A 24,863-nucleotide genomic window follows, 5' to 3' on the forward strand; every position below is an offset into this window, starting at 1 on the left:
ATCAGTCGCACACGGCCTGATTGACTGGACGATCATTCATTTCACAGAGCCGCTTTGTTTCTGTGTTCAACCAATGCTGGTTGGCATCGACGACACCTTTGAGCACTTCGACGACCCAGGTCGGCAACTCGGGATGGAGCCGGTAGTAAACCCATTGGCCCTGTCGGCGGTCCGCTAGTAACCCCGAGGATCTCAGCAACGCCAGGTGCCGAGATATTTTGGGTTGGCTCTGGTCCAGAGCGGCGGTCAGTTCGCATACACAGAGTTCTCCCTCGCGGGCGATGAGTAGCGTTATTTTGGTTCGAGTGTCATCTGCCAAGCTTTTGAACAAAACGGTAGGAGTGATCGGCTCGTTCATGAGGCCTCCAGGTGTTTGGTTTTCACCAATACAAATAATTTGATGCGTTCGTGGATATCGTGAAGGGCGTGTTTGAAGGCGTCCGGGTGGGAGCTGCTCACTGGATCCTCAAAGTCCCAGGCAAGCACGTCACCTGCCTTGGGCATCGCCAGACATTCACGCGCAGACTTGTCGCAGGGGGTGATCACGTAGTCGAAGTGCTCGTCACGAAACTCTTCGATGGACTTACTGCGTAGCGCCTTTGCATCAACGCCGACGTGTTCCAATGCCGCGATAGTCTGTGAATCAACCTCAGTGGGTTCGGTACCAGCGCTGAACGCTTGAAAACGCGGTCGCTGTTTCTCAGCAATGCTTCAGCCAGCTGGGATCGAGCTGAATTGGCGACGCAGACAAAAAGCACTTTGATGGGGGGCTTATGATCACTTCTTCCGCATACGGAAAATCGAATATACGATAATTCGAATATACGGTAAAGAGAATGTGTCTAGGAGAGCGTGCCTAACCCTTTCCACTAGGTTAGCGAGACGCCGCCCGCACACGTCTTAGAGAAAGGCATCTGCAAAGTGGGCCTGCTGGCCCACTTCATGCTGGCTAAATTTGCCGACGCAATGCGCGATTAAGATTATCAAGTCGTTGCCGCACAGGAGGATGACCGTTTGATCATGCAGAGTATCTTGGGCTAATGCTTACCTAGCCATTTAGATTTTGCGCCAGACAAAAGCAGGAATTGCCCGGATGTAAATTAATTCGCTCACTAGCTCAATCAGCGTTTGGGTGATGACTGCCGCCGCCGCTAGCCCTCTGATTTCCTCCGGTAGAGCAAGTGCCAAGGGCAGAACCACCAACGAGTTCCGTGTCGAGCTACTGAACGCTACTGATCTTGCAGTGATGGCCGGCAATTTGAATGCTCGCGCAACCAGCGCACCAACCAATGGTGCCAAGAGCATGAAACCGATGTAGACAGGAATGACGGGCAGCAGCTTGTCCATGTCTCTGACCACCGCTGAAATCTGAGAGCCGATCACTACGACCAATACAGCCGCCATAGCCGGCACAGGCATCCAAGCCCAAGCATTGTTCCAACCCTCAACGACGCGTGACCTTTTTGCACCGGCAGCTGTTGCTACCGCCAAGACCAAGGGCAAAGCGATCAGCACTACGAAGGCCTCAACAAATGGGCCGACAGATATAACCACAGCCGAGTCATTTCCCAGCATGAAGGCCAGATACAGGGGCAGTAGAACAAGCTGTAGCAAGAGTAGTAATGGCGTTGCCGCCAGAGTCAGCTTGGAGTCGCCCTTACCGATATGGGTAAACACCACCACATAGTCGATACAAGGCGTCAGCAAGACCAACAGTGCACCCACCAAAATCGCTGGGTGATCCGTTAGGCCCATGGTCAACGCCCAAACCAACAGGGGGATGGCGACGAAGTTGGCTGTCAGCAGCGCCGTCATGAACCGTTTGTTTGCAAGCCCTTCACGGAGATCCAGGAAAGGGATCTGTAAAAACATGGCGTACATCAGCACAGCGATGGTTGGTGTCACCAACGCACCTAACGCTTGAGAAGCATTAGGTGCGAGCAGACCTCCGATAGCCGCGATAATGACCGCGACGAAGTAGACCGGAATCTGGTTCTTCTCTAGCTGTTCTCTGTCCACGAAATGCCCTTAAAACGCGTGAAATCAATTTTCGATTGAGCAGGGTAATATCTGTAGCTACTACAGGTTCAAGAAAATGCTTGGGGAATCCGCATGTCAGGAATCGGGGCGTTGTCTAAATCAACGGGTTGCCACATTGAGACGATTCGCTACTACGAGAAAATAGGCCTTTTACCGCCGGCCCTGCGGTCGACCGGCAGGCACCGAATCTACACAGAGAAGCATCGTTCAAGACTCGTGTTCATCCGTCAGAATCGTGAGTTAGGCTTTCCTCTCGACGATATACGGGAACTCATCGCGCTCGCAGCGGATGCTGATCGTCCGTGTGCTGACGCACTGTCAGTGGTCAAGAAGCACTTGGCAGAAGTAGAGTCGAAGGTAGCTAAACTCCAGCAGATCCGGATAGAGCTGCTCTCGATGGCAGGCACGTGTGAGTCAGCATGCTTAGGATCGAACACCCCAGATTGCACGATTGTTGATTCAATGTTCGAACCCGCTGCTGGGGCTCGCTCTGGTTGCTGCTCTTAGCCCAGTCGGAAACCATAGTAGAAGCCAGCTGCCATCTAAATTGAAGAACACGAAAATCTCACCGAGCTGTGCGTCCGCTCAAGGTGATTTTGCTTCGAAACGTCTTCAACGGACCATCGGAGAAACTTGAGCAAGAGGTGCAGTAGCGTACTAATTCAGCAGCATTTTCTTAGCAGATAACGGTGCTGTTTTGGCGAAGGTGCATGGTAGTAAAGACGTCGTCGTGGATATCCCGCAGCCTGATCTCCACGAGCAGAAGCTCCCCTTCCGTGATGAAGGCTGCTCTCTGCGGTTCGTGGATCCGGTGAGGGCTTGATGAGAGCACGCGGACTGATGCGACCTTCTGAAGGGCTGAGTCATAAGTGCCACAGCCGTTCAAATTATACTTTTACGGGGACAGCAAGGAAGGACATGAATTACAGAGTGAGGGTTGCAACACCCGCTGATGCCTCTGACATCCAGGCTATCTATGCGCCAATGGTTTTGGACACGGTCATCTCGTTTGAGCTGACGCCTCCGACTGTCGATGAGATGGCTGCACGAATAATCGCAACACTGCCGACGTATCCCTATCTGGTAGCCGAGTTGGAAAGCAAGGTCGTTGGATACGCTTATGCAAGCCCGCATCGAGCGAGAGAGGCCTATCGTTGGTCGGTGGATGTTACCGTGTATGTGGCCGCGGTAGTGCAACGAAAAGGGGTTGGCCGCGCGCTTTATAAGCAGCTTCTATCAGTCTTAGAGAAACAGGGGTTTCATGCAGCCTATGCCGGCATTGCCCTACCCAACGCAGGAAGCATAGGTATTCATGAAGCGCTCGGGTTCACCCACATCGGCACTTACCCGGAGGTTGGGTTCAAGCGAGGCCAATGGCACAGCGTGGGTTATTGGCGTAAACCGCTTTGTGCTGTGATGCCCCCAATAGAGATCATCCCGTTCAATGAGATAAGGGGGAGCAGAGGGACAATAGTATGAGATGACTTGACTACTATTCGTCGCAATCAGTACCAGGCTGTTAGCTGAGAGCTATGCTTAGGAATGATTTAGGTTCGAGTCGGTTCACCGACCGGCGGGAGGAATGAATGAATTTGGCGGCGTTTACCTCGCTGCTTTCCGCAGGCGAGAACATAAACGGGTGCCCACTCACTGGCTCAGACGCAGTGGCACTCGCAAATCGGCATTTTCCTTCCCGTCCATACTGCCTTGTTGCTGATTGGGTAATCTTGGACCTAGAAGTTACTACACGTCAGCGAACAGCCATCACCGATAGAGGGCTTATCCCGGCCTTGGTTTACGCATTGACCGTTATTCAAGATAGCAAAGGTCGTTTTGCACCGGGTGATTGGGTTAGATCGACGCTGGAGGTTTCCTTCTCCCAAAACTGTTTATTTGAGACGAAAAACACGGTTTATGTGCTTATGAGAGCCGGCCGAAGGTTGCGCACAAATTTAGACATCGCACTGAGCTTGTGCTGAGACCACAGCTCATGTGCCAATTTTTCCTGGCTGCTTACTCAAGCTGTTCGTGTCAAACTATGTTGTGAACAATTGGACGCTGCATTTGGAGCACAGCCCATTTGGGTCAATCTATGTTGCTGTTGTTGTTATCCCGGATCATCCTACAGGCCCCGATTTACGCGAGGGTCTGTGTCAAACTATGTTGTTGGTAACCAGCTCTCCCACAATCGCAGCCTCGGCTGCGATTGTCGTATCCGCCGCCGAGGAATCCCATGGACCGCTTTCAGGAAATGCAGATCTTCGTTGTCGTCGCCCAAGAGCAAGGCTTTTCGGCGGCTTCGCGGCGTCTGGGTCTGTCGGCGGCGAGCGTCACCCGGGCGGTGGCGGCGCTGGAGCAGCATATCGGTACACAGTTACTGGTGCGTACCACGCGCACCGTGCATCTCACCGAAGCCGGGCAACGTTACTGCGATGACTGCCGGCGGATTCTTGCCGAAGTGCAGGAGGCCGAGGATTCGGCGGCAGGCAGCCATGCCTTGCCGCGCGGGCAGTTGACGATTACTGCGCCGGTGCTGTTCGGCGATCTGTTCGTCACGCCAGTGATGGCCGATTACCTTTGTCGTTATCCGGATGTGTCGATCAACGCGCTGTTGCTGGACAGGGTCGTCAACATGGTCGAGGAGGGCATTGATGTCGCGGTGCGCATCGGTGAGCTGCCGGACAGCAATCAGCATGCGATTCGCGTCGGGGAAGTGCGGCGAGTAATCTGCGCTTCGCCGGGGTTTCTGGCTGAACACGGCCGACCGGAGCATCCCCAGGCCTTGGCCGCGCTGCCAGTGGTGGCGACGTCGGCGATCGGTCAGCAACGCAACTGGCCGTTTCTCGACGGCAGTGAAGCACTCAGTGTGCGCACCGAACCGCGCCTGACCGTCACGGCCAATCAGTCGGCGATCACCGCCGCGCGCAAAGGCCTGGGTCTGACGCGAGTGCTGTCCTATCAAGTAGCGGACAAGGTCGCAGCGGGGGAGCTGGAAATCGTCCTCGCCGAGTTTGAATTGCCGCCGTTGCCGATCCATGTGGTGTATCAGGGCGGGCGCAAGGCGCCGGCGCGGATCCGCAGTTTTGTCGACTTCGCCGTGAAGGCGCTGCGTGAGCATCCGGCCTTGAACGCAGCGGCGTTATTGCACGAGATGAAATAATCGATTGCAGTGGCTGGTTATTCTGTTGTTCCGGCAACCCATAGATGATGACTCCATCGGCGCGCTCATCCCCGTAGCGACGTCACTTTCCAGCGGAGTCGACCATGCAAGCGATCAAACTCTACAACTTCCCACGTTCCGGCCACGCCCACCGCGTCGAGTTGATGCTGTCGCTGCTGCAACTGCCGACCGAGCTGATCTTCGTCGATCTGGCCAAGGGTGAGCACAAGCAGCCGCAGTACCTGGCGATCAACAGCTTTGGTCAGGTGCCGGCAATTGATGACGACGGCGTGGTGCTGGCTGATTCCAACGCGATTCTGGTTTATCTGGCGCAGAAATATGGCAACGGACGCTGGCTGCCGACCGACCCGGTGGGCGCAGCGCGTGTGCAGCGCTGGCTGTCGGCAGCGGCGGGACCGATTGCGTTTGGCCCGGCGGCGGCACGCCTGATCACGGTGTTTGGAGCGCAACTGAATGCCGAGGAAGTCATTGGACGTGCGCACAACCTGCTCAAGGTCATGGAGCTGGAGTTGGTCAAAACTGCGTATCTGGCGGGCGAAGAGCCGACCATCGCTGACGTGTCTGCCTACAGCTACGTTGCTCACGCGCCGGAGGGCAATGTCTCGCTGGATGACTACGCCAATGTTCGCGCCTGGCTGGCACGGATCGAAGCGTTGCCGGGTTTTGTCGCAATGCCGCGCACGGTGGCCGGGTTGCAGAAAACCGCGTGATCTCCACTCAAGCGTAGGACAGAGCCTTTTCAGCCAGCAGTTCCTGATACAGCTCTGTCCACTTGCGACCCATCTCATCGGCAGTGAACAGCTGCCGATAGCGCGCTTCCGCTTTGACCCCCATCTCGGCAGCACGCTCAGGGTTTTCCCAAAGCGTACGCATGGCTTCACGAAAGGCCTGTGGATTGCTCGGTGGCACCACCAGTCCGGTTTCGTTGTGGATATTGATGAAACTGGTGCCGGTGCCGATTTCGCTGGAGATCATCGGTTTGCCGTACATCGCGCCTTCGAGCAACGAAATCCCGAAAGCCTCGGAGCGCAGGTGCGAAGGGAAGACAATCGCGTAACTCAATTGCAGCAACGCCACTTTGTCCTCGTCACTCAGTCGGCCGAGAAAGTGAATATTGCGCAGGCCCAGCGCGGCGGCCTGTGCATGCAGTCCCTGCTCCAGCGGACCGGCACCGACGATCACCACGGGATAATCGATGTCTTTGAGCGCATCGAGCAGGATGTGCAGCCCCTTGTAATAACGCATCACCCCGACGAACAGAAAGAACTTATCCCCAAGCTGTTGGCGCCAGCGGTTCATGCGTTCGGTATCGGGCTGTGGATAACCTGCTTTATTCAGGCCGTAGGGGATAACGCGGGTCTTGTCCTGAAATTGCTGCAGCACATCGCTGGTGTGCAGATAGTTCGGCGATGCAGCAACGATGCGGTCGGCGCTGGCGAGGAAGCGATTCATCAGTGGCCGATAGAGCTTGAGCAGATGCTTCTGGCGAATGATGTCCGAGTGATAGGTGACCACGCTCGGCTTGTTCACGGCGCTGGCGAAATGCACCAGGTCCATGAATGGCCACGGGAAGTGATAGTTGATCACGTCGGCTTCGGCGGCCAGCTCACGGAACTGCTTGAACACGCTCCAGGAAAAACCGGTCGAGGCGAACTGAATATCCAGCTTCGCCCGATGTACTTCGTGCTGACCCAGTTGCACCACGGGCGGCGTCGGATTGGTGCTGAGGGTCAGCACTTGCCCATCGATGCCATGCTGGGCGCCGCTTTCGCACAACTGAAAGATGACTTGTTCGATGCCGCCGACCGAATCGGGCAGGTACGTCTTGAAGAAATGAAGAACGCGCATTCAACCTCCCATGGCCTGGCGATAGGCACCGGCCGTAGCCTGTGCACAACGTTGCCAGGAAAAAAGCCGCGCCTGCTGCAATCCTGCTTCGCGGCAGGCCTGCCAATGCTGCGAGTCGTCAAGCAGACGGCTCATTGCATCGCGCACGCCCTCGGCATCGTCCGCTTCAATATAGTTGCCAGCCGCACCGGCCACTTCCGGCATCGCCGAAGAACGGGTGGTCACCACCGGCGTGCCACTGGCCATGGCTTCCAGCACCGGCAAGCCAAAGCCTTCATACAATGATGGAAATATCAGCGCCCGGGCGCCGGCCAACAGTTGCGCCAATTGCTCATCGGGCAGATAGCCGAGCAGGCACACGTGGCCGCTCGCCAATGCCTGGCGCAGTGGCTCGCTGAACTGCTCGCGCTGCCAACCGGCCATGCCCGCGATCAACAAGGGAAAGCGCTGGCGCACAGCGTCTGGCAGCATGGCGTGGGCCTGCAACGCCAGGCTCAGGTTCTTGCGTGGCTCCAGGGTGCCGACACAGAGGAAATATTCCCGCGCCTGGACGGCGTGAGCCTTGAGCACACTGTCGATTTCCTCAAGTGGCCGAGGATGGAAGCGTTCGGCCACACCCAACGGCGCCACCACGAATCGCTGTGCAGGGAGGTTGAAATAGGTTTGCGCCTCGTCAGCGATCGCCTGCGAATCGGTCAGAATGACCCGCGCCTGCTCCACGCCGGCGGCCAGACGACGTTCGATTTCCCTCAAACGTGCTGGTGGCTGGGTTTCTGGAAAATGCAGGTGCGTCAGATCATGCAGGGTGATCACGGTCGGGCCGTCGAAGGCCAACGGCCACAGGCTCGGCTCGTGATAAAGATCGAGCCCTTGTGCACGCCCCTGATCAAAACGTTTCTGCTCCAGCCAGCGGCGTGCCTGATAAGCCCCGGGAATTTGCCGCAGCAATGGCGTCATGCGCGAGTAGCCGGGCATGGCTGCGGCCGGCAGGGCCGAACTCCAGCCCCATCCGTGAAACAGGCTTACGTCCACATCGGGTTCGCTGCGCAAGGCGTTGACCAGTTCGGCGACGTAGTGGCCAATGCCGGTGCGCGGTGCTTGCAGGATGCGGGCGTTAAGAGCAATGCGCATGCGGCCTCGCTTGCACGCGCGGGGCCTGCTGAACATGGGCAAGGCTGCGTGTCGCCAGCTGCTCACTGGCCTCGCGCCAGCCGATCCAGCGCCAGTCAGCGACGTCGCGGGCGGCGGGAAACTGTCCGCTGCGCTGATAGGTTTCGATCAGATCGGCAAGGCTTTGTGGATCCAGCAGATCGAAATACGCCATGAACTCGCCACCGATTTCGCGGAATACCGCGATGTCGCTACCCATCGCTGGCAAACCGCGCTGCATGGCTTCCACCAGCGGCAGGCCGAAGCCTTCGACGAACGAGGGGAAGACCAGCGCACTGGCCTGCGCGTATGCGTATTCAAGGCTGGTGTCGCTCAGGTCATTGAACATGAACAGGCGCCGATTCAGTTCCGGATGATTGCGGACTCGCTCGAGCAGCGCGTCGCATTTCCAGCCGATACGCCCGGCGATGCACAGGCGTGCCGTCGAGCCGGCAGCCCAGGCGCGTTCGAAGGCGTCGAGCAGGTACCCATGGTTCTTGCGCGGCTCGATGGTGCTGACCATCAGAAATACCGGGCCGGATGCAGCGAACAGATCCTTGAGGCGTGGTTCGATCGTTGCCGCGCCGTGATGCAGGTCGAGCTCGGACCCCAGATAAAAGTAATCGAACCAGCGCTTTTCAGTCTGCTCGGCACCGATTCTGCGTTGCAATTCACCACGCACCTGATCACGCACCGTGGCGGAAATTGCCATGTAGCCGTCGGCCGTGCGGGTAATCCAGTCGAACCACTCATTGAAAACTTCGACCAGACGCGTGTCGTAAAACTGCGGATGCGTCAGCGGAATCAGGTCGTAGATCACCGCGATCATGCCGACGCCGTCGCGTTTGAGCTGCTCGACATGGGCGAAAAAGTCCGAGTGCCAGGATGAATCCAGCAGCACCAGTTGATCGCCCGGATGGTGTTGAAGCGGCGAGCAACGTTGAAGCAGCTGCCTGCGGTTGATCCGTCTGACCAGCCGAATCGGCAGGCCGAGCACGGCAAACTGGGTCAACCGATAGCTGACATAAAGGAGCCGCCGCGCCAGTTTCGAAGTGCATAGCGCATCGCGGCGCTGATGCCACTGCCAGAAACGATGGGCGAGGCGCTCCAGGCGTTCACCGAAGGTTTCCAGGCTGTTCCAGAACGGTGTATCGAGAGGCGCCAGTTGCAGCACGCGGTAGAGCTGGCGATTGATCACCACCACCGGCATGCACTCAACGCCGTCAGCGCTGGCGGGCAGCTGCTTGATGACGTTGCGCACCACGCGCTGAATCCCCGAATTGACCTTGGGGTGTTTGAATACGTGAGTGCATTCAACCAAGAGGCGGGTCATGGCGCACGCTCGACAGGCCGGGCCTCGGTTTCACGGGTAATGGTGGTTTTTGCGTCGAGCCAGGCACAACCGACGAAATCCTCCCGTGGGTTGTTGATCACGTGGAACACCAGTGCGTAGTCACGCCACTCGAAATTGCGATCCAGGTGCGAGTCCAGACGCGACAGGCTAAGGGACACCGAATAGTTGCCTTTGCCCAGGCCCATGATGAAGGCGAAGCGATAGGTGAAGCGTTCACCGGCGCGCAGATCGGTCAATGCCTTGTTCAGCCGGTGGGTGTTGATGCCGTACATCATCTGGCCCAGTCGATCCTTGAGGATAAAGCCCAGCACCAGCCGTTCGATGTCCTCGCGTACCTCGACCTGCACTTCGAGCACCACCGGTTGGCCGACTTCGACAGCGTCAATGCTGCGTTGGTTTTCATCGAGCAGGCGTACGCTGAGAATCGCCGCCTCGCCGGTGCCGGAAACCGTTTGCACCTCGCCGCCGGCGAGCGTTTCCTGGCGTACGACCTGACCCTCCCGTTCGGCCATCAGCGCATTGTAATAATCCAGAACCGGCTCCGGTTTGCCGCGCATGGCCACGCGCCCGTCCTTGAGCAGGATCGCCGAGTCGCAAATCGACTGAATCGCGAAACGATCATGGGACACGATCAATAACGTCGTGCCGGATTTACGAAAGCTGCGGATGCGTTCGAAGCTCTTGTGCTGAAAATAGGCGTCGCCCACCGACAGCGCTTCGTCGACGATCAGGATGTCCGGGCGCCGAGCCGTGGCGACGCTGAACGCTAAACGCATCTGCATGCCGCTGGAGTAAGTCCGCACCGGGTGATCGATGGCTTCGCCGATTTCGGCAAAACGCTCGATATCGGGCATCAGGGCCTGGATTTCTTCAAGCTGCATGCCCAACAACTGACCGGCCATGATTGCGTTCTGCCGACCGGTAAAGTCCGGATGGAAACCCATGCCCAGCTCCAGCAGGGCTGCGACGCGCCCTTGCAATTCAATCTTGCCTTGGGTGGGTTGAGTGGTGCCGGTGATCATTTTCAGCAAGGTGCTTTTGCCTGCACCGTTGGCGCCGACGATACCCACCGCTTCACCCGGAGCAATCTCGAATTCGACATCTTGCAGCACCCAATGCTGTTGATGGCGGATCGGCGAAAACGGGATCAGCCACTCAGCCAGGCGCGCCCAGCGGTTGGGGTATTGCTTATAGGCCTTGCCCAGGCCGGTGACGCGAATATGTCCCATCAGAGTTCATCCACCATTTCGCCGACGCGCTGGCGAAACAGTCGCAGACCGATCAGACAGAACACCACGCCGGTAATGAAAACCGGCAGCAGCGAACTCCATACCGGCCACTGACCGTAGAGAAACAGGTTCTGGTAACTGCTGAACAGGTTGGTCAGCGGGTTGAGTTGCAGCAGGCGCTGCACCCATTCCGGCAGGATCGTGACCGGGTAGACGATCGGTGTCAGCCAGAACCAGAACTGCAGGCAGATGCCGAACAACTGGCCGACATCGCGAAAGAATACGTTCAATACGCCAAGGATCATGCCCAGCCCGGCGCAGAACATCATTTGCAGAGCAATCAGCGGAATCAGCGCCAGCAAAGCCATCCCCGGCCAGCGCCCGGTGACCAGCAGAAATCCGAGAAACAGGCTGATGATGATGGCGAAATTGATCCCGGCGTTGATCAGGACGATCACCGGCAGGCAGATCCTCGGGAAGCTGATTTTCTTCAACAGATTGGCGTTTTCCAGAAACATGTTCTGGCTGCGCAGGGTGATTTCGGAAAACAGTCCCCAGGCCAGCAGACCAGCGCACAGGTAGACGCTGTAGGCCATGCTGTCGTCCACACCCGGTAAACGTGCGCGCATGATCTGGGAAAAGATCACCGTGTAAACGATGATCATCGACAGCGGATTGAAAATGGGCCATAGCGCGCCGAACAGCGAATTGCGATAACGCGCTTGAAATTCTCGCTGCACGCTGCCGAGGATGAATCCACGGTAGTTGTGCAGCGAGCGGTACAGGGAAAGCAGCATTCAGACCGTCCTGCCGTATTGATCTTCGAAGCGAACGATATCGTCCTCGCCCAGGTACTCGCCGCTTTGCACCTCAATGATGACCAGGTCGATCACCCCGGGGTTTTCCAGGCGATGCTTGTGGCCGGCGGCAATGAACGTCGATTCGTTCTTCGCCACCAGAGTCGTGCCGGAACCGTTGTTGGTGACCTTGGCCATGCCTTCGACCACCACCCAGTGCTCGTTGCGGTGATGGTGCATCTGCAACGACAATTTGCCACCGGGTTTGACCACGATGCGCTTGATCTTGAAACGCGGACCTTCTTCCAGAACGGTATAGGTGCCCCAAGGACGGCTGACCGTACGATGCAGGCGATAGGCTTCGTGGGACTTGTCCTTGAGTTGCTTGGCCACGCGGCGTACATCTTGTGCACGGTCGGCATGGGCCACCAGCACCGCATCGGCGGTGTCGACGATGATCAGGTTATCCACACCGACGGTTGCCACCAGCCGGCCTTCGCTCTGCACGAAGTTGTTGTGGCTGTCGATGAAGATCGCTTCGCCACTGGCGCGGTTGTTGTCGGCGTCGGCGGGAATCAGCGCGGCGACCGCGTTCCACGAACCGATGTCGCTCCAGTCGAAACCGGCAGGTATCACCACGACTTTTTCCGAGCGCTCCATCAGTGCGTAGTCAATGGAGATGTCAGTGATTTCGGCAAACAGGGCCGGTGACAACTCCTGTTGCAGGCAACCGACCGTTTCGACCGGTGCGCTGATGGCCATGCAGGCGCGGGTCTGTTCCAGCAACTCGGGTGCGTGCAGTTGCAGTTCGGCAATGAGCGTCGCGGTGGTGAAGCAGAACATCCCCGAATTCCACAGGAAGTTGCCGCTCTCAAGGTAATGCGTGGCGGTCTGCAGGTCGGGTTTCTCGACGAAACGCTGCACCTTGGCCGCACCCTTGGCATCCAGCGGCGCACCGGTCTCGATATAGCCGAAGCCGGTTTCCGGCGCGGTAGGGACCACGCCGAAGGTCACCAGATAACCGTCCTTCGCCAGATTCACTGCGTGCTCGACCGCACTCTTCAAGGCGTCCTGATTGACGATCAAGTGATCGGCCGGCATCACCACCATGATTGCGTCGTCACCGTGCAGCGCCTGCAATGACAGTGCTGCTGCTGCGATCGCCGGTGCGGTGTTGCGCCCGCTCGGCTCCAGCAGAAAGTGTCCGCGATGGCGCGACACCTGAGCTGCGCAATAGTGATCCTTGCTCTGGAAGTAATACTCGCGGTTGGTCACGGTGACGATGTCGCCCCAGCCGTCCAGCAACGCCGCCGCGCGCTGGTAGGTCTTGCCAAGCAGCGACTGGCCGTCGGGCAGGGTCATGAACGGCTTGGGGTGGCCCTCGCGGGACACCGGCCACAAACGGGTGCCGGCACCGCCGGACAGAATCACCGGAATCAGCATGGCCTACTCCTTGGCGACGCGTTTCATGTCCGCATCCATCATCATGCGGATCAAGGTATCCAGGTCGGTTTTCGGTTTCCAGCCCAGTACACGCTGGGCCTTGGCCGGGTTGCCGAGCAGCACTTCGACTTCGGCCGGGCGGAAGAACGCCGGGTCGATCTTCACGTAATCGCGGTAGTTAAGGCCGACGTGATCGAAGGCAATGCGGCACATCTCGCGCACCGTGGTGGTGACGCCCGTGGCGACTACGAAGTCGTCGGGTTTGTCCTGCTGCAGCATCAGCCACATGGCTTCGACGTAATCGCCGGCAAAGCCCCAATCGCGTTTCGCGTCGATGTTGCCCAGCGCCAGCTCCTGCTGTTTGCCCTGCTTGATGCGCGCGGCGGCGTCAGTGACTTTGCGGGTGACGAATTCGATGCCGCGCAGCGGTGATTCATGGTTGAAGAGGATGCCGCTGCTGGCGTGCAGGTTGAAGCTTTCGCGGTAGTTGACGGTAATCCAGTGTCCGTAGAGCTTGGCCACGCCGTAAGGGCTGCGCGGGTAGAACGGCGTGTTCTCGTCCTGTTGCTCAGCCTGGATCAGGCCGAACATTTCGCTGGTCGAGGCCTGATAAAAACGCGTGTGCGGACTGAACTGACGGATCGCTTCGAGCAGGTGTGTCACGCCCAGCCCATCGACGATGCCGGTGGTCACCGGTTGATCCCACGAGGCGGCGACAAAACTCTGTGCGGCGAGGTTGTAGACCTCGTCCGGTGCCGATTTGATTACCGCACGCTGTACCGAGCAGGCGTCCGCCATGTCGCCGTCGAGGTAGACGATATCGGCTTCGATACCCGTCTCGCGCAGGCGCCAGCGTGAATCGCTGCTGCGCCGGGCGACGAGGCCGTGAACCTTGTAACCCTTGTCCAGCAGCAGTTTGGCCAGATAGGCGCCGTCCTGGCCCGTGATCCCGGTAATCAGTGCACTTTTTGTCATTGTTGTCGTACTCGCGTCTCCCAGTCGGACAGGATCGCCCGCAGGGATTGTTGTGTGGTGGTGGCTGGCGCCCATCCTGTGGCGCTGGCCAGTTTTGCGTGACTGCCGCAGACGCGGCGCTGGTCGGCGCGCCGCATGCGCGCCGGATCCGCCACCAGTTCTACGTCGACTTCGGCCAGATCGGCCAATTGCTCGATCAGGCTGCGAATACTTTGCTCGCGGCCCGAGCAGATGTTGTAGACCTGCCCCGGTGCGCCGTTTTCCAGCAGGGCGAAATACGCTGCGATCACGTCGCCGACATCAAGAAAATCCCGCGTAACGTCGATATCGCCGACTTGCAATTGCGGCGCTTGCAGACCCTGTCTGATACGGCAGATCTGCCGGGCGGCGCTGGCGATGACGAAGCTGTCTTTTTGCCCGGTGCCAATATGGTTGAACGGACGCGCCACCAGCACCGGCCAGCCTTCACTCAGGCCCCATTGCAAACTGAGGAACTCCGCTGAAAGTTTGCTCACCGCGTAAGGATTGCGCGGCAGCGGCGGTTGTTGCTCGGTGATTGGCAGATGCTCTTCGGCGACTTGCCCGTAAACGTCGCCGGAGCTGACGTACAGGAAAGTGCCGGAAAAGCCGCGAGCCTTGAGCGCCTGCAGCAGGTTGAGGGTGCCGAAAAGATTGATATCGAAGGTGCGGGCCGGGTCACGAAAGGCTTCCGGCACGAAGGTCTGGCCGGCCAGATGAATGACTGCATCCGGCATCTCGGGCCAAAGGTCGATGAGGCTGTCGGCGTTCGTAAGGTCGTAGGCCGATGCGGCAGGCAGCAGCTCCCACGACGAGCCCGGCGACGCCAGACGAGACTGAATGTGTTGTCCCACGAAGCCGCTGAGGCCCGTGACGAACAGACGTTTTTTCAAACAGCGACCCCTTGGTCATGACTCGCGCCGCTTTCCTTGCACGCTTTGAGGAAAGCCCTGTCAGACCGGAGGAAAAATCCGGTGAAACAGCAGGCGAAGCCGTTGTTGTAGTTGTTTGATTGCCAATCTGTGCCAATTGCTCGGCAATTTCAACCGGGCAAACCGTGACTGGTCAGTTCTCGTCAGCATAGTCCGATTTATTCTCGCCCGGCGGTTCCCGGACTCGCGATGGATGTGTTTAGAATGGCCTTCGTCGCGAGTTGGCCGGTTGTTTTCCGGACGCCGCGACGCGGGGTGAAACTGACCACTAAAACAAGAACAGAGACGTGCCCGATGATGACGGACGAGTGCCGGCCCTGCCGACCCGATCCGCCGCGCGGCCGTCATAGCATGAAGTCGCCGGGATGGTGCTTCATCGTGGGATGCCATGAATTTCATTCTCTATTCGGACGTCAACGACAGCTCCATCAGTGCCAGTCTCGGGCGTCCGGAATACAGCTATTACTTTGTCCTCAAAGCCTATCGCCCGGTGCTGGAAAGCCTGGGGCGCGTGCACGTGGCCGGATCTGTCGCCGACGTCGATGTGATTTACCGGCAATTGCTCGCCGCTGGCGAAGACAGTGTGTTCCTGTCCTTCACCCCGCCGCAGAAAACTCCGGTTGATCTGCAATGCCCGACGATTTGCGTGGTGGCCTGGGAGTTCGATTCGATCCCCGATGAACAGTGGGACGACGATCCGCGTCAGGACTGGACACGCATGCTCGCGCGCCACGGTCGGGTCATCACCCTGTCGACCCACACGGCAACGGCCATCCGCCGCGCCATGGGCGAAGCGTTTCCGGTGCTGGTTTTGCCGACGCCGTTGTGGGACAGCTTCGCAACGATTCGTCAGCAACACCAACCGATGCCGGTCAACCCGGGCACTGCACTGGCAATCAAGGGGTGCATGTTCGATTCGCGCACCCTCGGCTTGTCAGCCGATGCGCTGATCCCGACGCCAATCAGCCTTGAAGAGCAGGCTGCACTGGCCGCAGCAATTGAAGCCGCGCGCCCGCCACCGTTGACGTTCAAACGCCGACTGGTCATCGCTCGACATTACCTGCGGCTGTGGGCGCTGGACTTGGGACGCGAACAGGCGGAACCGGTGCCGCGGGTGAAGTTTCTGCACAACTGGTACTGGGAAGGCATTCGCGATCTGCTGCCGGACGCTCTGCATGGCTGGCTGCAACAGCGTTGGCCTGAGGTGTGCGGCGCTGCGCCGGTGCCCGTGATCGAACCGGCGCCACTCGATCTGCCGGACACCTCATCGGTGGTCGAAACCACAATTGAGGGTGTGGTGTATGTCTCGGTATTCAACCCCAAGGATGGCCGCAAGAACTGGCATCGACTGATCAGCGCATTCTGCTGGGCGTTCCGCGAAACGCCCGACGCGACGCTGGTGCTCAAGATCACCCAGAATGATCTGGCGTCCTATTACAGCGAGTTGATGACCCTGCTGGCGCAACTCACACCGTTCGCCTGTCGGGTCGTGGTGATGCACGGTTACCTCGACGACGCGCAGTACGCCAGGCTCTATCAGGCGGCCAGTTTCTACGTCAACGCGTCACGTTGCGAAGGGCTATGCCTGCCCTTGATGGAGTTCATGTCCAGCGGTAAACCGGTGATCGCCCCCGATCACACGGCGATGGAAGATTACATCGATGACTCGGTGGCGTTCGTGGTCAGGTCCAGTGAAGAGCTGACGATCTGGCCGCAGGACACGCGGATCATCTACCGCACGCTGCGGCACCGCCCCGACTGGGGCTCGCTGAAAAACGCCTACGAAAACAGCTATCGAATGGCCAAGGCTCAGCCGCAGGAGTATCAGCGGATGTCTGCCGCCGCCGTCGCGCGCATGCAGCAATACTGCGCCTTCGCGCCGGTGCGCAGACGGCTCGCGGAGTTCTTTGCGCTGACAGCAGGCCCCACCGATGCTGCGCCTGTGACGGATAACGCCTCATGCTGATCATCATTCATTCGGAAACCAACCGGCACACCATTGCGCAGAACCTCGGGCGTTCGGAGTACAGCTATTACTTCGTGCTCAAGGAATATCGTCCGGTGCTCGAACGCATCGGTCGGGTGGTGGAAGTGGCCGATCCGCAGACAGAAGTCGATGCGCTGTATCTGGAATGCCTGAGCCGTGGCGAGCCTTGCGTGTTTCTGTCGTTCTCGCCGCCGCATCGCACCCCCGTTCACCTGGCCTGTCCGACGCTGCCGGTGTTTGCGTGGGAGTTCAGCACGATCCCCAACGAAGCCTTCGCGGGCGAGCCGCGCAACGACTGGCGTAGCGTCTTGCATGCCTGCGGGGCGGCGATTACCCATTCCAGTTATACGGTCAACGCCGTGCGTGAGGCCATGGGTGCCGAGTACCCGATCGTCGCGGTGCCGGCGCCGGTCTGGGACCGTTTTGCGGCCCGTGGCGCGAAGATGCCCGAGCAAGCGCTGGCCGCCGCGTACAGCCTGACGATCAAAGGCCTGGTCGCGGACAGCCGCACCCTCAATCTGAATGCATTCGGGCCGGCGCACCTGCGCAGCGGCGACGGCATCGACTTCGCCGCGCCGGCCTCCGAACAGACGCTGATGCTTGACGGTGTGGTTTACACCTCGGTGTTCAATCCCGGTGACGGGCGCAAGAACTGGGAAGACATGCTCAGTGCGTTCTGTGTGTGTTTCCGCGATGTCGAAGACGCGACGCTGGTGCTCAAGCTCACTCACCATGACGCCGAAGAAGCGCTCAGCGATATTCTTCATCACTTGTACAAAAACCAGTCTTATCGCTGCCGGATCGTTCTGATCTACGGCTACCTCGCCGATCCGGACTACGAGCAACTGGTGCAGGCCACGCGGTATGTGGTCAACACCTCGTACGGTGAAGGGCAGTGCCTGCCGCTGATGGAGTTCATGTCCTGCGGCAAGCCGGCGGTCGCGCCGCGTACCACGGCGATGATCGATTACCTGAGCACCGCGAATGCCTTTCTGATCGAGTCCACGGATGAGCTGACAGCCTGGCCTCACGACCCGCGCAAGGCCTTTAGAACCCTGCGTTACGTGACCAACTGGACCTCGTTATGCGAGGCCTATCGGGCCAGTTATGACGTCGCGAAAAACCAGCCGCAGCGCTATGCCGATATGTCCGCGCAGGCAGTCGACAGTTTGCAGGCGTTCTGCAGCCAGGCTGTGGCTGAACAGCGTTTGCGAGGGTTTCTGACGCAGTTGTTCGAGCATCGTGCGCCTGCCTTGGAAGCCCCCCAGGCATGAACGCCAAGCGCATCATGGACGTTGAAGTCCTGCGTGCGGTCGCGGTGCTCGCGGTGTTGTTCCACCATCTGGCGGACAATCTGTTCACCGACCCGGTGCCGTCGCTGGCCCGGATCCACGAATGGGCGCAGACGTGGTGGGGCGTTGACCTGTTTTTTGCGATCTCTGGTTTTGTCATCGCCCGGAGCTTGATCCCGGTGCTGCAAGGCTGCACGACGGGCCGGGAGCGCTGGCAACATGTACGCCATTTCTGGCTGCGCCGGGCTTTTCGGTTGCTGCCTTCAGCCTGGCTGTGGCTGGCGCTGATCCTGCTGGCTTGTATGTTTTTCAATCGATCCGGTGCGTTCGGCACGCTATCCGCCAATCTTCAGGCGACCCTGGCCGGGGTGCTGCAATACGCCAATTTCCGCTTCGCCGACAGCTTCTTCCAATACGAATATGGCAGCAGTTTCGTTTACTGGAGCCTGGCGCTGGAGGAGCAGTTCTATCTGCTCTTTCCTTTGCTGATCCTGTTGTTTCGCCGACACCTGATCTGGGCATTGCTGGCGCTGGTCGCGGTGCAGATTCTGACCGTGCGCACGCCGTTGCTGATGGTAGTGCGCACCGACGCGCTGGCCCTTGGCGTACTGTTGGCGATGTGGAGTGCGCAGCCGGGTTATCAGCGCTGGCAGCCCTCGTTCTTGCGCCGACCATGGCTTGGCATTTCAGCCTTGATTGTCATTGCAGCGCTGTTGAGCTTCATGGCGACCGACCGTTTTACCTTGGCCAGTTTCCGCATCGGTTCGATCGCCGTGCTCAGTGCGCTGCTGGTCTGGATCGCCTCGTACAACCGTGACTACCTGATGCCTGCCGGACGCATTCAGCGCTGCCTGGCCTGGATCGGCAGCCGCTCCTACGGCATCTACCTGATCCACATCCCCGCTTATCTGCTGCTGCGTGAGCTGATCTTTCGCTTGCAGGGCAGCGGTCTGCCGAGCCCGGCCGGACATCCCATCCTTACGGTGCTGATTGCCTTTGGCCTGATCGCGCTGCTCAGCGAACTCAACTATCGCTTGGTCGAAATGCCGATGCGCAATCGCGGTGCTGCACTGGTCAAGCGCCTCAATGCTTCCCGAACTGCTGTTACCTCCACCGGAGCCACCTCATGCTGAGCTTTTTGAAGAAACTCTCGGCGATAACGCCTGCACAGACTGCAGCAGAACCGGTCGCTGCGGTTGCCGACAAGGTTGATCCGTTCTCGCTCGGCCTTTACGACGCGAAACTCAGCGGCTGGTACAACCAGGCAACCCACGAGCTGTATACGGGATTCGCTGTGAGTGCTGACGACACGTTGCTTGATGTCGGTTGCGGTGATGGCGGCAACGTGCACTTCTGCGGTATGCGCGGGGCGAAGATCATTCTTGCCGATATCGATGCGGCCAAGGTCGAAGCCACCCGCCAGCGTCTGAGCGACACGCCGGCCCGGGACATCGAATGCCACGTTACCGACTGCAACCCGCTACCGATTGCCGACGCAACGGCAACGCGTGTGGTCTCCACCGAGGTGATCGAGCACGTTGATGATCCCGCGCAGTTTCTTGCCGAGCTGGTGCGTGTCGGTAAACCGGGCGCGTTGTATCTGCTGAGCGTGCCGCATCCCAGCTCCGAGGACCTGCAAAAGGACATCGCCGCGCCGGAGTATTTTCAGAAACCCAACCACATACGCATCATCAGCGAAGACCAGTTCAAGGCCATGGTCAGCGAGGCCGGGCTGGAGATCATCAGCCACAGCCAATATGGCTTCTACTGGTCGATGTGGATGATGTTGTTCTGGGAAGCCAAGGTCGATCTCAGCAACCCCGATCACCCGATGCTCGAGCACTGGGCCAACACGTGGCAAGCGGTGCTGGATTCCCCGCGCGGTGCACAGATCAAGCAGGCGCTGGATGCGGTGGTGGCCAAGAGTCAGGTGATTATCGCGCGCAAACCCTGATCGTCTGCGCAGGGTTTTGTGTAACCTTGCAGCCCTGTGGTTTCAGGGATTTCCAAGGTATGCGGTTTATTGCGGGTCTGATCTTTAGCGTCTTGCTGGCAGGTTGCGAGCAACACGTCGCGCCGGCCCTCGACCAGCAACTCTACGTCTGGCAGCGCCAATGGACACCTGCCCATGAACCGGCACTGCGTAACAGCCACGACGATTTCTCGACGCTGCGCGTGCTGGCATTGCAGGCCTTTCCTGGCGAGCGCTGGAGCCGGGCGCGGGTTGATCCAGCCTTGTTGAAAGCCGATGGTCGCCCTCTGATCGCAGTGATTCGCCTCGATGGTCAGCTGCAGTCACTGGACCAGCAGCAGGTCACCGCGCAGATTCTGCAGATCATTGCCGATTGGCAAGCGCAAGGCCTTACGCTGAACGGTATCGAAATCGACCACGATGCCGGCAACGCGCGGCTGCCGGCGTACGCTGAATTCCTCAAAAATTTGCGTGCGGCCTTGCCGCCATCGTTGCCTTTGAGCATCACCGCGCTACCGGCCTGGCTCGATAGCGCGCAGTTGCCGGCGCTGTTGCAAAGCGTCGACAGCAGCGTGCTGCAAGTCCACGCCGTGAGCGATCCGCGACTGGGTCTGTTCGATCCCGAGCAGGCGTTGAGATGGGCCAAGGCCTGGGCACGTATCAGCGACAAACCCTTCTATCTGGCGCTGCCGGCCTACGGCGTTGCGCTGTTGAGCGATGACGGTGGCGCGCCGGTAGTGGAAAGCGAAGTGCAACTGGAGCGCGGCGGGCAGCGCCGGGAGTTGCTCGCCGATCCGCTGCAACTCAGCCAATTGGCCAAGACTTTGCGCGAGGATCCGCTCGAGCATCTGGCCGGGCTGATCTGGTTTCGCCTGCCGCTGGCCAACGATCGTCGCGCCTGGAGCCTGACTACTTTACGCGCGGTGGCTCGCGGAGATGTGCTGAACAGTCAGTTGCGCCTGTCATTCAAAGAGCAGGGCGGTCTCTATGACATCCAGCTCGAAAGCCACGGCAATCTCGACAGCCCGTGGCCCGCACAAATCACGCTAAAGGCGCAGGATTGTGCAGGTGCCGATGCGCTCGCCGGTTACTCGTTGCAACAAAGTGCCAATCTGCTTACCTTCACCCGCCTGCGTGACGGCCGCTTGCCGGCGGGCGGACAGCGCGCTGTCGGTTGGGCGCGTTGTGCATATATTGATCAAGGAGGTTCGCATGTTGACCCGTAACTGGCCCCGCCATCTGCTCTGCCTGAGCCTCAGCCTGCCGCTGGGTTCGGCGCTGGCCTGCGGCCCGGACTTCCCGATGCGCCTGCTCGACAACCGCGCGCAGACCTTGGCCGATTTGCCCGAAGGCAGTTTCAGCTTCGAAGTCAGTCGCCTCGGTAAAACCATTGCCGGGCTGAAAAATGTCACAGCGGCGACCCACAACCCCAACGATTATGCCGAAGACAACGCGTCAGAACTGGCGCGCGAACAGGCTGAGCAGGTTGGCCTGAGCGCCGAGCAATACGCGGTGGTCAAGCGCCTGCGCGGGCTCAGCGATGCGCGTCAGGCCGAGGAGCAGGGCGCCGGTCTGCCGGCGGAAATCCGTTTGTATGTCGCCGGCGCCGTGGCCTTTGCCACCGGCGACCATCAATTGGCCACGGAGTATTTCAACAAAGTGCTGGCGCTGCCGGTGGACCAGCGTCCTTTGCGCAGCACGTGGGCGGCGTATTCCCTCGGGCGCATCGCCTTTGCCATGAGCAACGAGGCGCACGATCGCATCGAAGCGCTGGAGCAGGCGCGCGATGCCTTTCGCCAGGCACGGCAACTGAGCATCGACGGCTTCAGCGATCCACTGGAACTGGGCGTTGCCAGCCTTGGTGAAGAAGCGCGGGTGTTGCGCAGCGCGGGCGACTGGAGCGGCGCCATCGAACTGTACGAAGCACAGAACCTGCACGGTTCGGCCGTCGGTTACACCTCGCTCAAGCAACTGATGAACGAACTGGCCGAATTGCCGGAATCTCAGCTGGCCAAACTACTGCAGCAGCCAGCGGTGCAGCAACTGGTCACGGCGTCGCTGGTCAGCCGTCAGGGCTGGTCTTTCGGTGAGCAGCCGCCGAATGAAGAGAAACTCGTCACACTCTTGCAAAACAGCACCCGTGGCAGCCTCGACAATGCCGATCGACTGGCGGCGATGAGTTATCAACAGGGCGACTACGCGTCTGCCAAGGCGTTTCTGGTAAACGCCGGCGACGGCGGGCTGGCCTGGTGGCTGCGGGCAAAACTGGCAGTGCGTGACGGCGACACGACTGCCGCTGCCGCCGCTTACGCCAAAGCCGCCCAGGCCTTTCCGCAGAATGAAGACTGGGGTTATCGCCGCACGCCGGACTGGGCGTTTGAAACGGTACAGCCAAAATGCCGGGTGGAGGGCGAAAGCGCGATCCTGGCGCTGCAACGCGGCGAATACCTGCAAGCGTTCGTGCAGCTGTATCGCAGCAACAGCCTTTACTGGTTCGATGCCGCCACCGTTGCCGAGCGGGTGCTGACGGTCGATGAGCTCAAGCAGTACGTCGATGAGAATGTGCCGGCGCCGCCGCCATTGACGCAGCAGGAGCGCGACAACTATGTGCCGCTGTCGGTGGCCGCCAATCTGCGCAATTTGCTCGGTCGGCGCTTGCTGCGTGAGGGCCGTTACGAGGAAGCGGTCGGTTATTTCGCCAGTGACGATCTGCGGCACAAGGCCCGGCTCTATGGCGAGCAACGGCTCAAGGCCGAGTCGGCGTGGTGGCCGAGCAAACGCGCCAGTGCGTTGTACAACGCCGCATGGACGGCCCGGGAGTGGGGCATGGACATCCTCGGTTATGAGATGGCCCCTGATTACGCCACCTTCGGCGGCAATTACACGCTGGAGAGCACGAAGCTGGATGTCGGCCCGCTGATTTCCACGGTGGAAGTGCAGCGCCAGCAGGCCAGCGCCGCGCAACCGGATCAGCGTTATCACTATCGTTTTGTCGCCACGGCACTGGCCAGTCGCGCCGCCGATAACTTGCCGCACACCAGTCAGGCGTTTGCTGCGGTGTTGTGCAATGCCGCCGGCTGGAACAGCAGCCTTGAAGACCAGAGTGCGCTGTATCAGCGCTACGTCAAGGAAGGCCCTTATGTGCCGTGGGCGCAAGACTTCGGCAATCAATGCCCGTACCCGGATTTTGAGAATGCCGACAAGCGCTACGTCACCCAGGTGACCGATGCCGTGCGTGGGACGCTGCGGCCGTACAAGTGGCCGGTGCAGATCGGCGCGGTTATCCTGGTCGCTGTTGCTGCGCTACTGCTGATCACCCGTCGTCAGCGCAAGGTGTTCAAAGGCTAGGCCTGTTGAATGAAGCTCAGGCGTACGGCGAAGCCAATCAACAGACTGCCGAACAGCCATTGCTGAATGCGCTGGGCGGTCGGACTGTGTTGCAGCCAACGGCCCAGTGCCGCGCCGGTCATGGCGACAACACTGTCGAACAGCAGGCCGACGCTGACCAGCACCAGGCCGAGCACGGCGAACTGCGTCAGCACCGGCGCGCCGCCGCTGACGATAAACTGTGGCAACAGCACTGAGCAGAACAGCAACGCCTTGGGATTGAGCAGGTTGGTCAGCAAACCGCGACGGATCGCACCGCGCCACTGGTCTTGGGCAGGCGCCTGCTCTTGGGCTTGCAGGCTCGGCACCAGCGAGCTGCGAAAACACTGGATGCCGATCCACATCAGATAGGCCGCGCCGGCGATGCGCACCACGTCAAAGGTCCACGGCGCCGTTTTGAACAGCGCCGCCAGCCCCAATGCCGCCAGTGCCACGTGGCAGGCGCGGGCGATGGCCAAACCCAACGCCGTGGCCAGCGCCGCAGCTCGACCTTGCCGCGCACCGGTTTGCAACAGCAGGATCATGTCTGGTCCCGGCAGTAGCAGGACTACCGCCAGCGTCAGGATAAACAGCCACAGACTTGCCACATCACACCCCTTTTTGATGTCGATTTGCTCGGGCCAGTCTAGAGCGAGAGGGCAGGGCAGGTGCTTGCGTAGTCGGCTTCAATTGTTCGCAGCTTTGGCATAACCTGCTGGTTTTCAACCGTCAGACTATCGGGATCTGCCAAAGATGAAACTCGACGCCTATGACCGCAAGATTCTCGCCGCGCTGCAACGCAACGGGCGCTTGAGCAATGTCGAGCTGGCAGAAGAAATCGGCCTGTCGGCTTCGCCGTGTCTGCGCCGGGTGCGCATGCTGGAAGAGGCGGGGGTGATCCGAGGCTACCAGGCTAATCTGGATCGCGATGAAGTCGGGCTGGGGCTGACGGTGTTTGTCGGGGTCAAGGTCGAGCGGCACAACGAAGAACGCGCCGAGGCTTTTTATGCCGCTGTTACTGCGCTGCCTGAGGTGGTCTCAGCGTTTCTGGTGTCCGGCGAATCGGACTTTTTGTTGCAGGTAGTGGTGCCTGACTTGCGCGCTTATGACCGCTTTGTCAGCGCGCACCTGCTGAAGCTGCCGGGGGTGAGCGATATTCGCAGCAACTTTGCCATTCACACAGTGAAAGCGCCGGGCGCGTTGCCGTTAGGCCATCTGCCGCTGTAGACCGGGTGGCACCATTCGCGAGCAGGCTCGCTCCCACATGGGGAACGAATTCC

The 24,863-nt window shown here is 59.6% G+C and carries 23 protein-coding genes and 1 pseudogene; 12 read left to right on the forward strand and 12 right to left on the reverse strand.

Features of this window, described 5'->3' with window-relative positions:
• Window position 1: 1 nt before the first annotated feature.
• The 3 genes and pseudogenes from F8N49_RS04055 to F8N49_RS04065 form a co-directional block, all read right to left on the reverse strand.
• Complete coding sequence (locus tag F8N49_RS04055) at window positions 2-358, reverse strand: metalloregulator ArsR/SmtB family transcription factor (RefSeq protein ID WP_151550860.1); 357 nt, start codon at window positions 356-358, stop codon at window positions 2-4.
• Window positions 355-806, reverse strand: a pseudogene (locus F8N49_RS04060) (arsenate reductase ArsC). Before F8N49_RS04060 ends, F8N49_RS04055 begins: the two are co-directional and overlap by 4 nt.
• Window positions 807-1,056: 250 nt before the next feature.
• Entirely contained in the window at window positions 1,057-2,019 is a 963-nt protein-coding gene (locus F8N49_RS04065) for an arsenic resistance protein (RefSeq protein WP_151550861.1), read from the reverse strand.
• Window positions 2,020-2,112: 93 nt separating this feature from the next.
• Here F8N49_RS04065 and F8N49_RS04070 point away from each other — a divergent pair, with 93 nt between their 5' ends.
• The 5 genes from F8N49_RS04070 to F8N49_RS04090 all read left to right on the forward strand — a co-directional run bounded on the left by F8N49_RS04070 (window position 2,113) and on the right by F8N49_RS04090 (window position 5,931).
• A complete protein-coding gene (locus F8N49_RS04070; RefSeq protein ID WP_151550862.1) occupies window positions 2,113-2,547 on the forward strand; it encodes a helix-turn-helix domain-containing protein in 435 nt (144 codons plus the stop codon).
• 411 nt (window positions 2,548-2,958) lie between these two features.
• Complete coding sequence (locus tag F8N49_RS04075; protein ID WP_151550863.1) at window positions 2,959-3,519, forward strand: arsinothricin resistance N-acetyltransferase ArsN1 family B; 561 nt, start codon at window positions 2,959-2,961, stop codon at window positions 3,517-3,519.
• Window positions 3,520-3,626: 107 nt separating this feature from the next.
• Window positions 3,627-4,019 carry a hypothetical protein gene (locus F8N49_RS28510; protein WP_151550864.1) on the forward strand — a complete coding sequence of 131 codons (393 nt, stop codon included), beginning with the start codon at window positions 3,627-3,629 and terminating at the stop codon, window positions 4,017-4,019.
• Between the two features lie 254 nt (window positions 4,020-4,273).
• Entirely contained in the window at window positions 4,274-5,200 is a 927-nt protein-coding gene (locus F8N49_RS04085; RefSeq protein WP_122748224.1) for a LysR family transcriptional regulator, read from the forward strand.
• 104 nt (window positions 5,201-5,304) lie between these two features.
• A complete protein-coding gene (locus F8N49_RS04090; protein WP_122698774.1) occupies window positions 5,305-5,931 on the forward strand; it encodes a glutathione S-transferase family protein in 627 nt (208 codons plus the stop codon).
• 7 nt (window positions 5,932-5,938) lie between these two features.
• Here the strand turns inward: F8N49_RS04090 and F8N49_RS04095 are convergent, their stop codons facing one another.
• From F8N49_RS04095 to F8N49_RS04130, 8 genes are read right to left on the reverse strand one after another with little or no spacing between them, the layout of a single operon-like run.
• A complete protein-coding gene (locus F8N49_RS04095; protein ID WP_071173909.1) occupies window positions 5,939-7,069 on the reverse strand; it encodes a glycosyltransferase family 4 protein in 1,131 nt (376 codons plus the stop codon).
• Complete coding sequence (locus F8N49_RS04100; protein WP_122748225.1) at window positions 7,070-8,200, reverse strand: glycosyltransferase family 1 protein; 1,131 nt, start codon at window positions 8,198-8,200, stop codon at window positions 7,070-7,072.
• On the reverse strand, window positions 8,184-9,551 hold the full coding sequence (locus tag F8N49_RS04105; protein WP_151550865.1) for a glycosyltransferase family 1 protein: 1,368 nt from the start codon (window positions 9,549-9,551) through the stop codon (window positions 8,184-8,186). Before F8N49_RS04105 ends, F8N49_RS04100 begins: the two co-directional genes overlap by 17 nt.
• A complete protein-coding gene (locus F8N49_RS04110; protein WP_024014881.1) occupies window positions 9,548-10,801 on the reverse strand; it encodes an ABC transporter ATP-binding protein in 1,254 nt (417 codons plus the stop codon). Before F8N49_RS04110 ends, F8N49_RS04105 begins: the two co-directional genes overlap by 4 nt.
• Complete coding sequence (locus F8N49_RS04115) at window positions 10,801-11,598, reverse strand: ABC transporter permease (RefSeq protein ID WP_151550866.1); 798 nt, start codon at window positions 11,596-11,598, stop codon at window positions 10,801-10,803. Before F8N49_RS04115 ends, F8N49_RS04110 begins: the two co-directional genes overlap by 1 nt.
• Window positions 11,599-13,041 (reverse strand): mannose-1-phosphate guanylyltransferase/mannose-6-phosphate isomerase, encoded by a 1,443-nt coding sequence (locus F8N49_RS04120; RefSeq protein ID WP_151550867.1) that lies wholly within the window; start codon window positions 13,039-13,041, stop codon window positions 11,599-11,601.
• 3 nt (window positions 13,042-13,044) lie between these two features.
• Complete coding sequence (gmd, locus tag F8N49_RS04125) at window positions 13,045-14,016, reverse strand: GDP-mannose 4,6-dehydratase (protein WP_122698768.1); 972 nt, start codon at window positions 14,014-14,016, stop codon at window positions 13,045-13,047.
• Entirely contained in the window at window positions 14,013-14,927 is a 915-nt protein-coding gene (locus F8N49_RS04130) for a GDP-mannose 4,6-dehydratase (protein WP_122748229.1), read from the reverse strand. The genes gmd and F8N49_RS04130 overlap by 4 nt, the downstream gene beginning before the upstream one ends.
• Before the next feature lie 427 nt (window positions 14,928-15,354).
• On the opposite strand from F8N49_RS04130, the gene F8N49_RS04135 reads away from it, so the two are divergent.
• The 6 genes from F8N49_RS04135 to F8N49_RS04160 are packed head-to-tail and all read left to right on the forward strand — an operon-like array spanning window position 15,355 to window position 23,565.
• On the forward strand, window positions 15,355-16,932 hold the full coding sequence (locus F8N49_RS04135) for a glycosyltransferase family 4 protein (RefSeq protein WP_151550868.1): 1,578 nt from the start codon (window positions 15,355-15,357) through the stop codon (window positions 16,930-16,932).
• The gene (locus F8N49_RS04140; protein ID WP_122612813.1) at window positions 16,926-18,227 is read left to right on the forward strand and encodes a glycosyltransferase; all 1,302 of its coding nucleotides are present in this window, start codon (window positions 16,926-16,928) and stop codon (window positions 18,225-18,227) included. Before F8N49_RS04135 ends, F8N49_RS04140 begins: the two co-directional genes overlap by 7 nt.
• Complete coding sequence (locus tag F8N49_RS04145; RefSeq protein ID WP_151550869.1) at window positions 18,224-19,378, forward strand: acyltransferase; 1,155 nt, start codon at window positions 18,224-18,226, stop codon at window positions 19,376-19,378. Before F8N49_RS04140 ends, F8N49_RS04145 begins: the two co-directional genes overlap by 4 nt.
• Window positions 19,372-20,199, forward strand: a complete 828-nt coding sequence (locus tag F8N49_RS04150) for a class I SAM-dependent methyltransferase (RefSeq protein WP_122698764.1) — start codon at window positions 19,372-19,374, stop codon at window positions 20,197-20,199. Before F8N49_RS04145 ends, F8N49_RS04150 begins: the two co-directional genes overlap by 7 nt.
• Window positions 20,200-20,258: 59 nt before the next feature.
• Entirely contained in the window at window positions 20,259-21,443 is a 1,185-nt protein-coding gene (locus F8N49_RS04155) for a DUF3142 domain-containing protein (RefSeq protein ID WP_151550870.1), read from the forward strand.
• Window positions 21,430-23,565, forward strand: coding sequence for a hypothetical protein (locus F8N49_RS04160; protein WP_151550871.1), 2,136 nt, complete (start codon window positions 21,430-21,432; stop codon window positions 23,563-23,565). Before F8N49_RS04155 ends, F8N49_RS04160 begins: the two co-directional genes overlap by 14 nt.
• Here the strand turns inward: F8N49_RS04160 and F8N49_RS04165 are convergent.
• The gene (locus F8N49_RS04165; RefSeq protein WP_122748235.1) at window positions 23,562-24,191 is read right to left on the reverse strand and encodes a LysE family translocator; all 630 of its coding nucleotides are present in this window, start codon (window positions 24,189-24,191) and stop codon (window positions 23,562-23,564) included. The genes F8N49_RS04160 and F8N49_RS04165 overlap by 4 nt on opposite strands.
• A 145-nt stretch (window positions 24,192-24,336) precedes the next feature.
• On the opposite strand from F8N49_RS04165, the gene F8N49_RS04170 reads away from it, so the two are divergent.
• Window positions 24,337-24,810, forward strand: a complete 474-nt coding sequence (locus F8N49_RS04170; protein ID WP_024014870.1) for an Lrp/AsnC family transcriptional regulator — start codon at window positions 24,337-24,339, stop codon at window positions 24,808-24,810.
• Window positions 24,811-24,863: the final 53 nt, after the last annotated feature.

The organism is Pseudomonas sp. GXM4 (genome assembly GCF_008923895.1).
Classification (GTDB): Bacteria; Pseudomonadota; Gammaproteobacteria; order Pseudomonadales; family Pseudomonadaceae; genus Aquipseudomonas; species Aquipseudomonas atacamensis.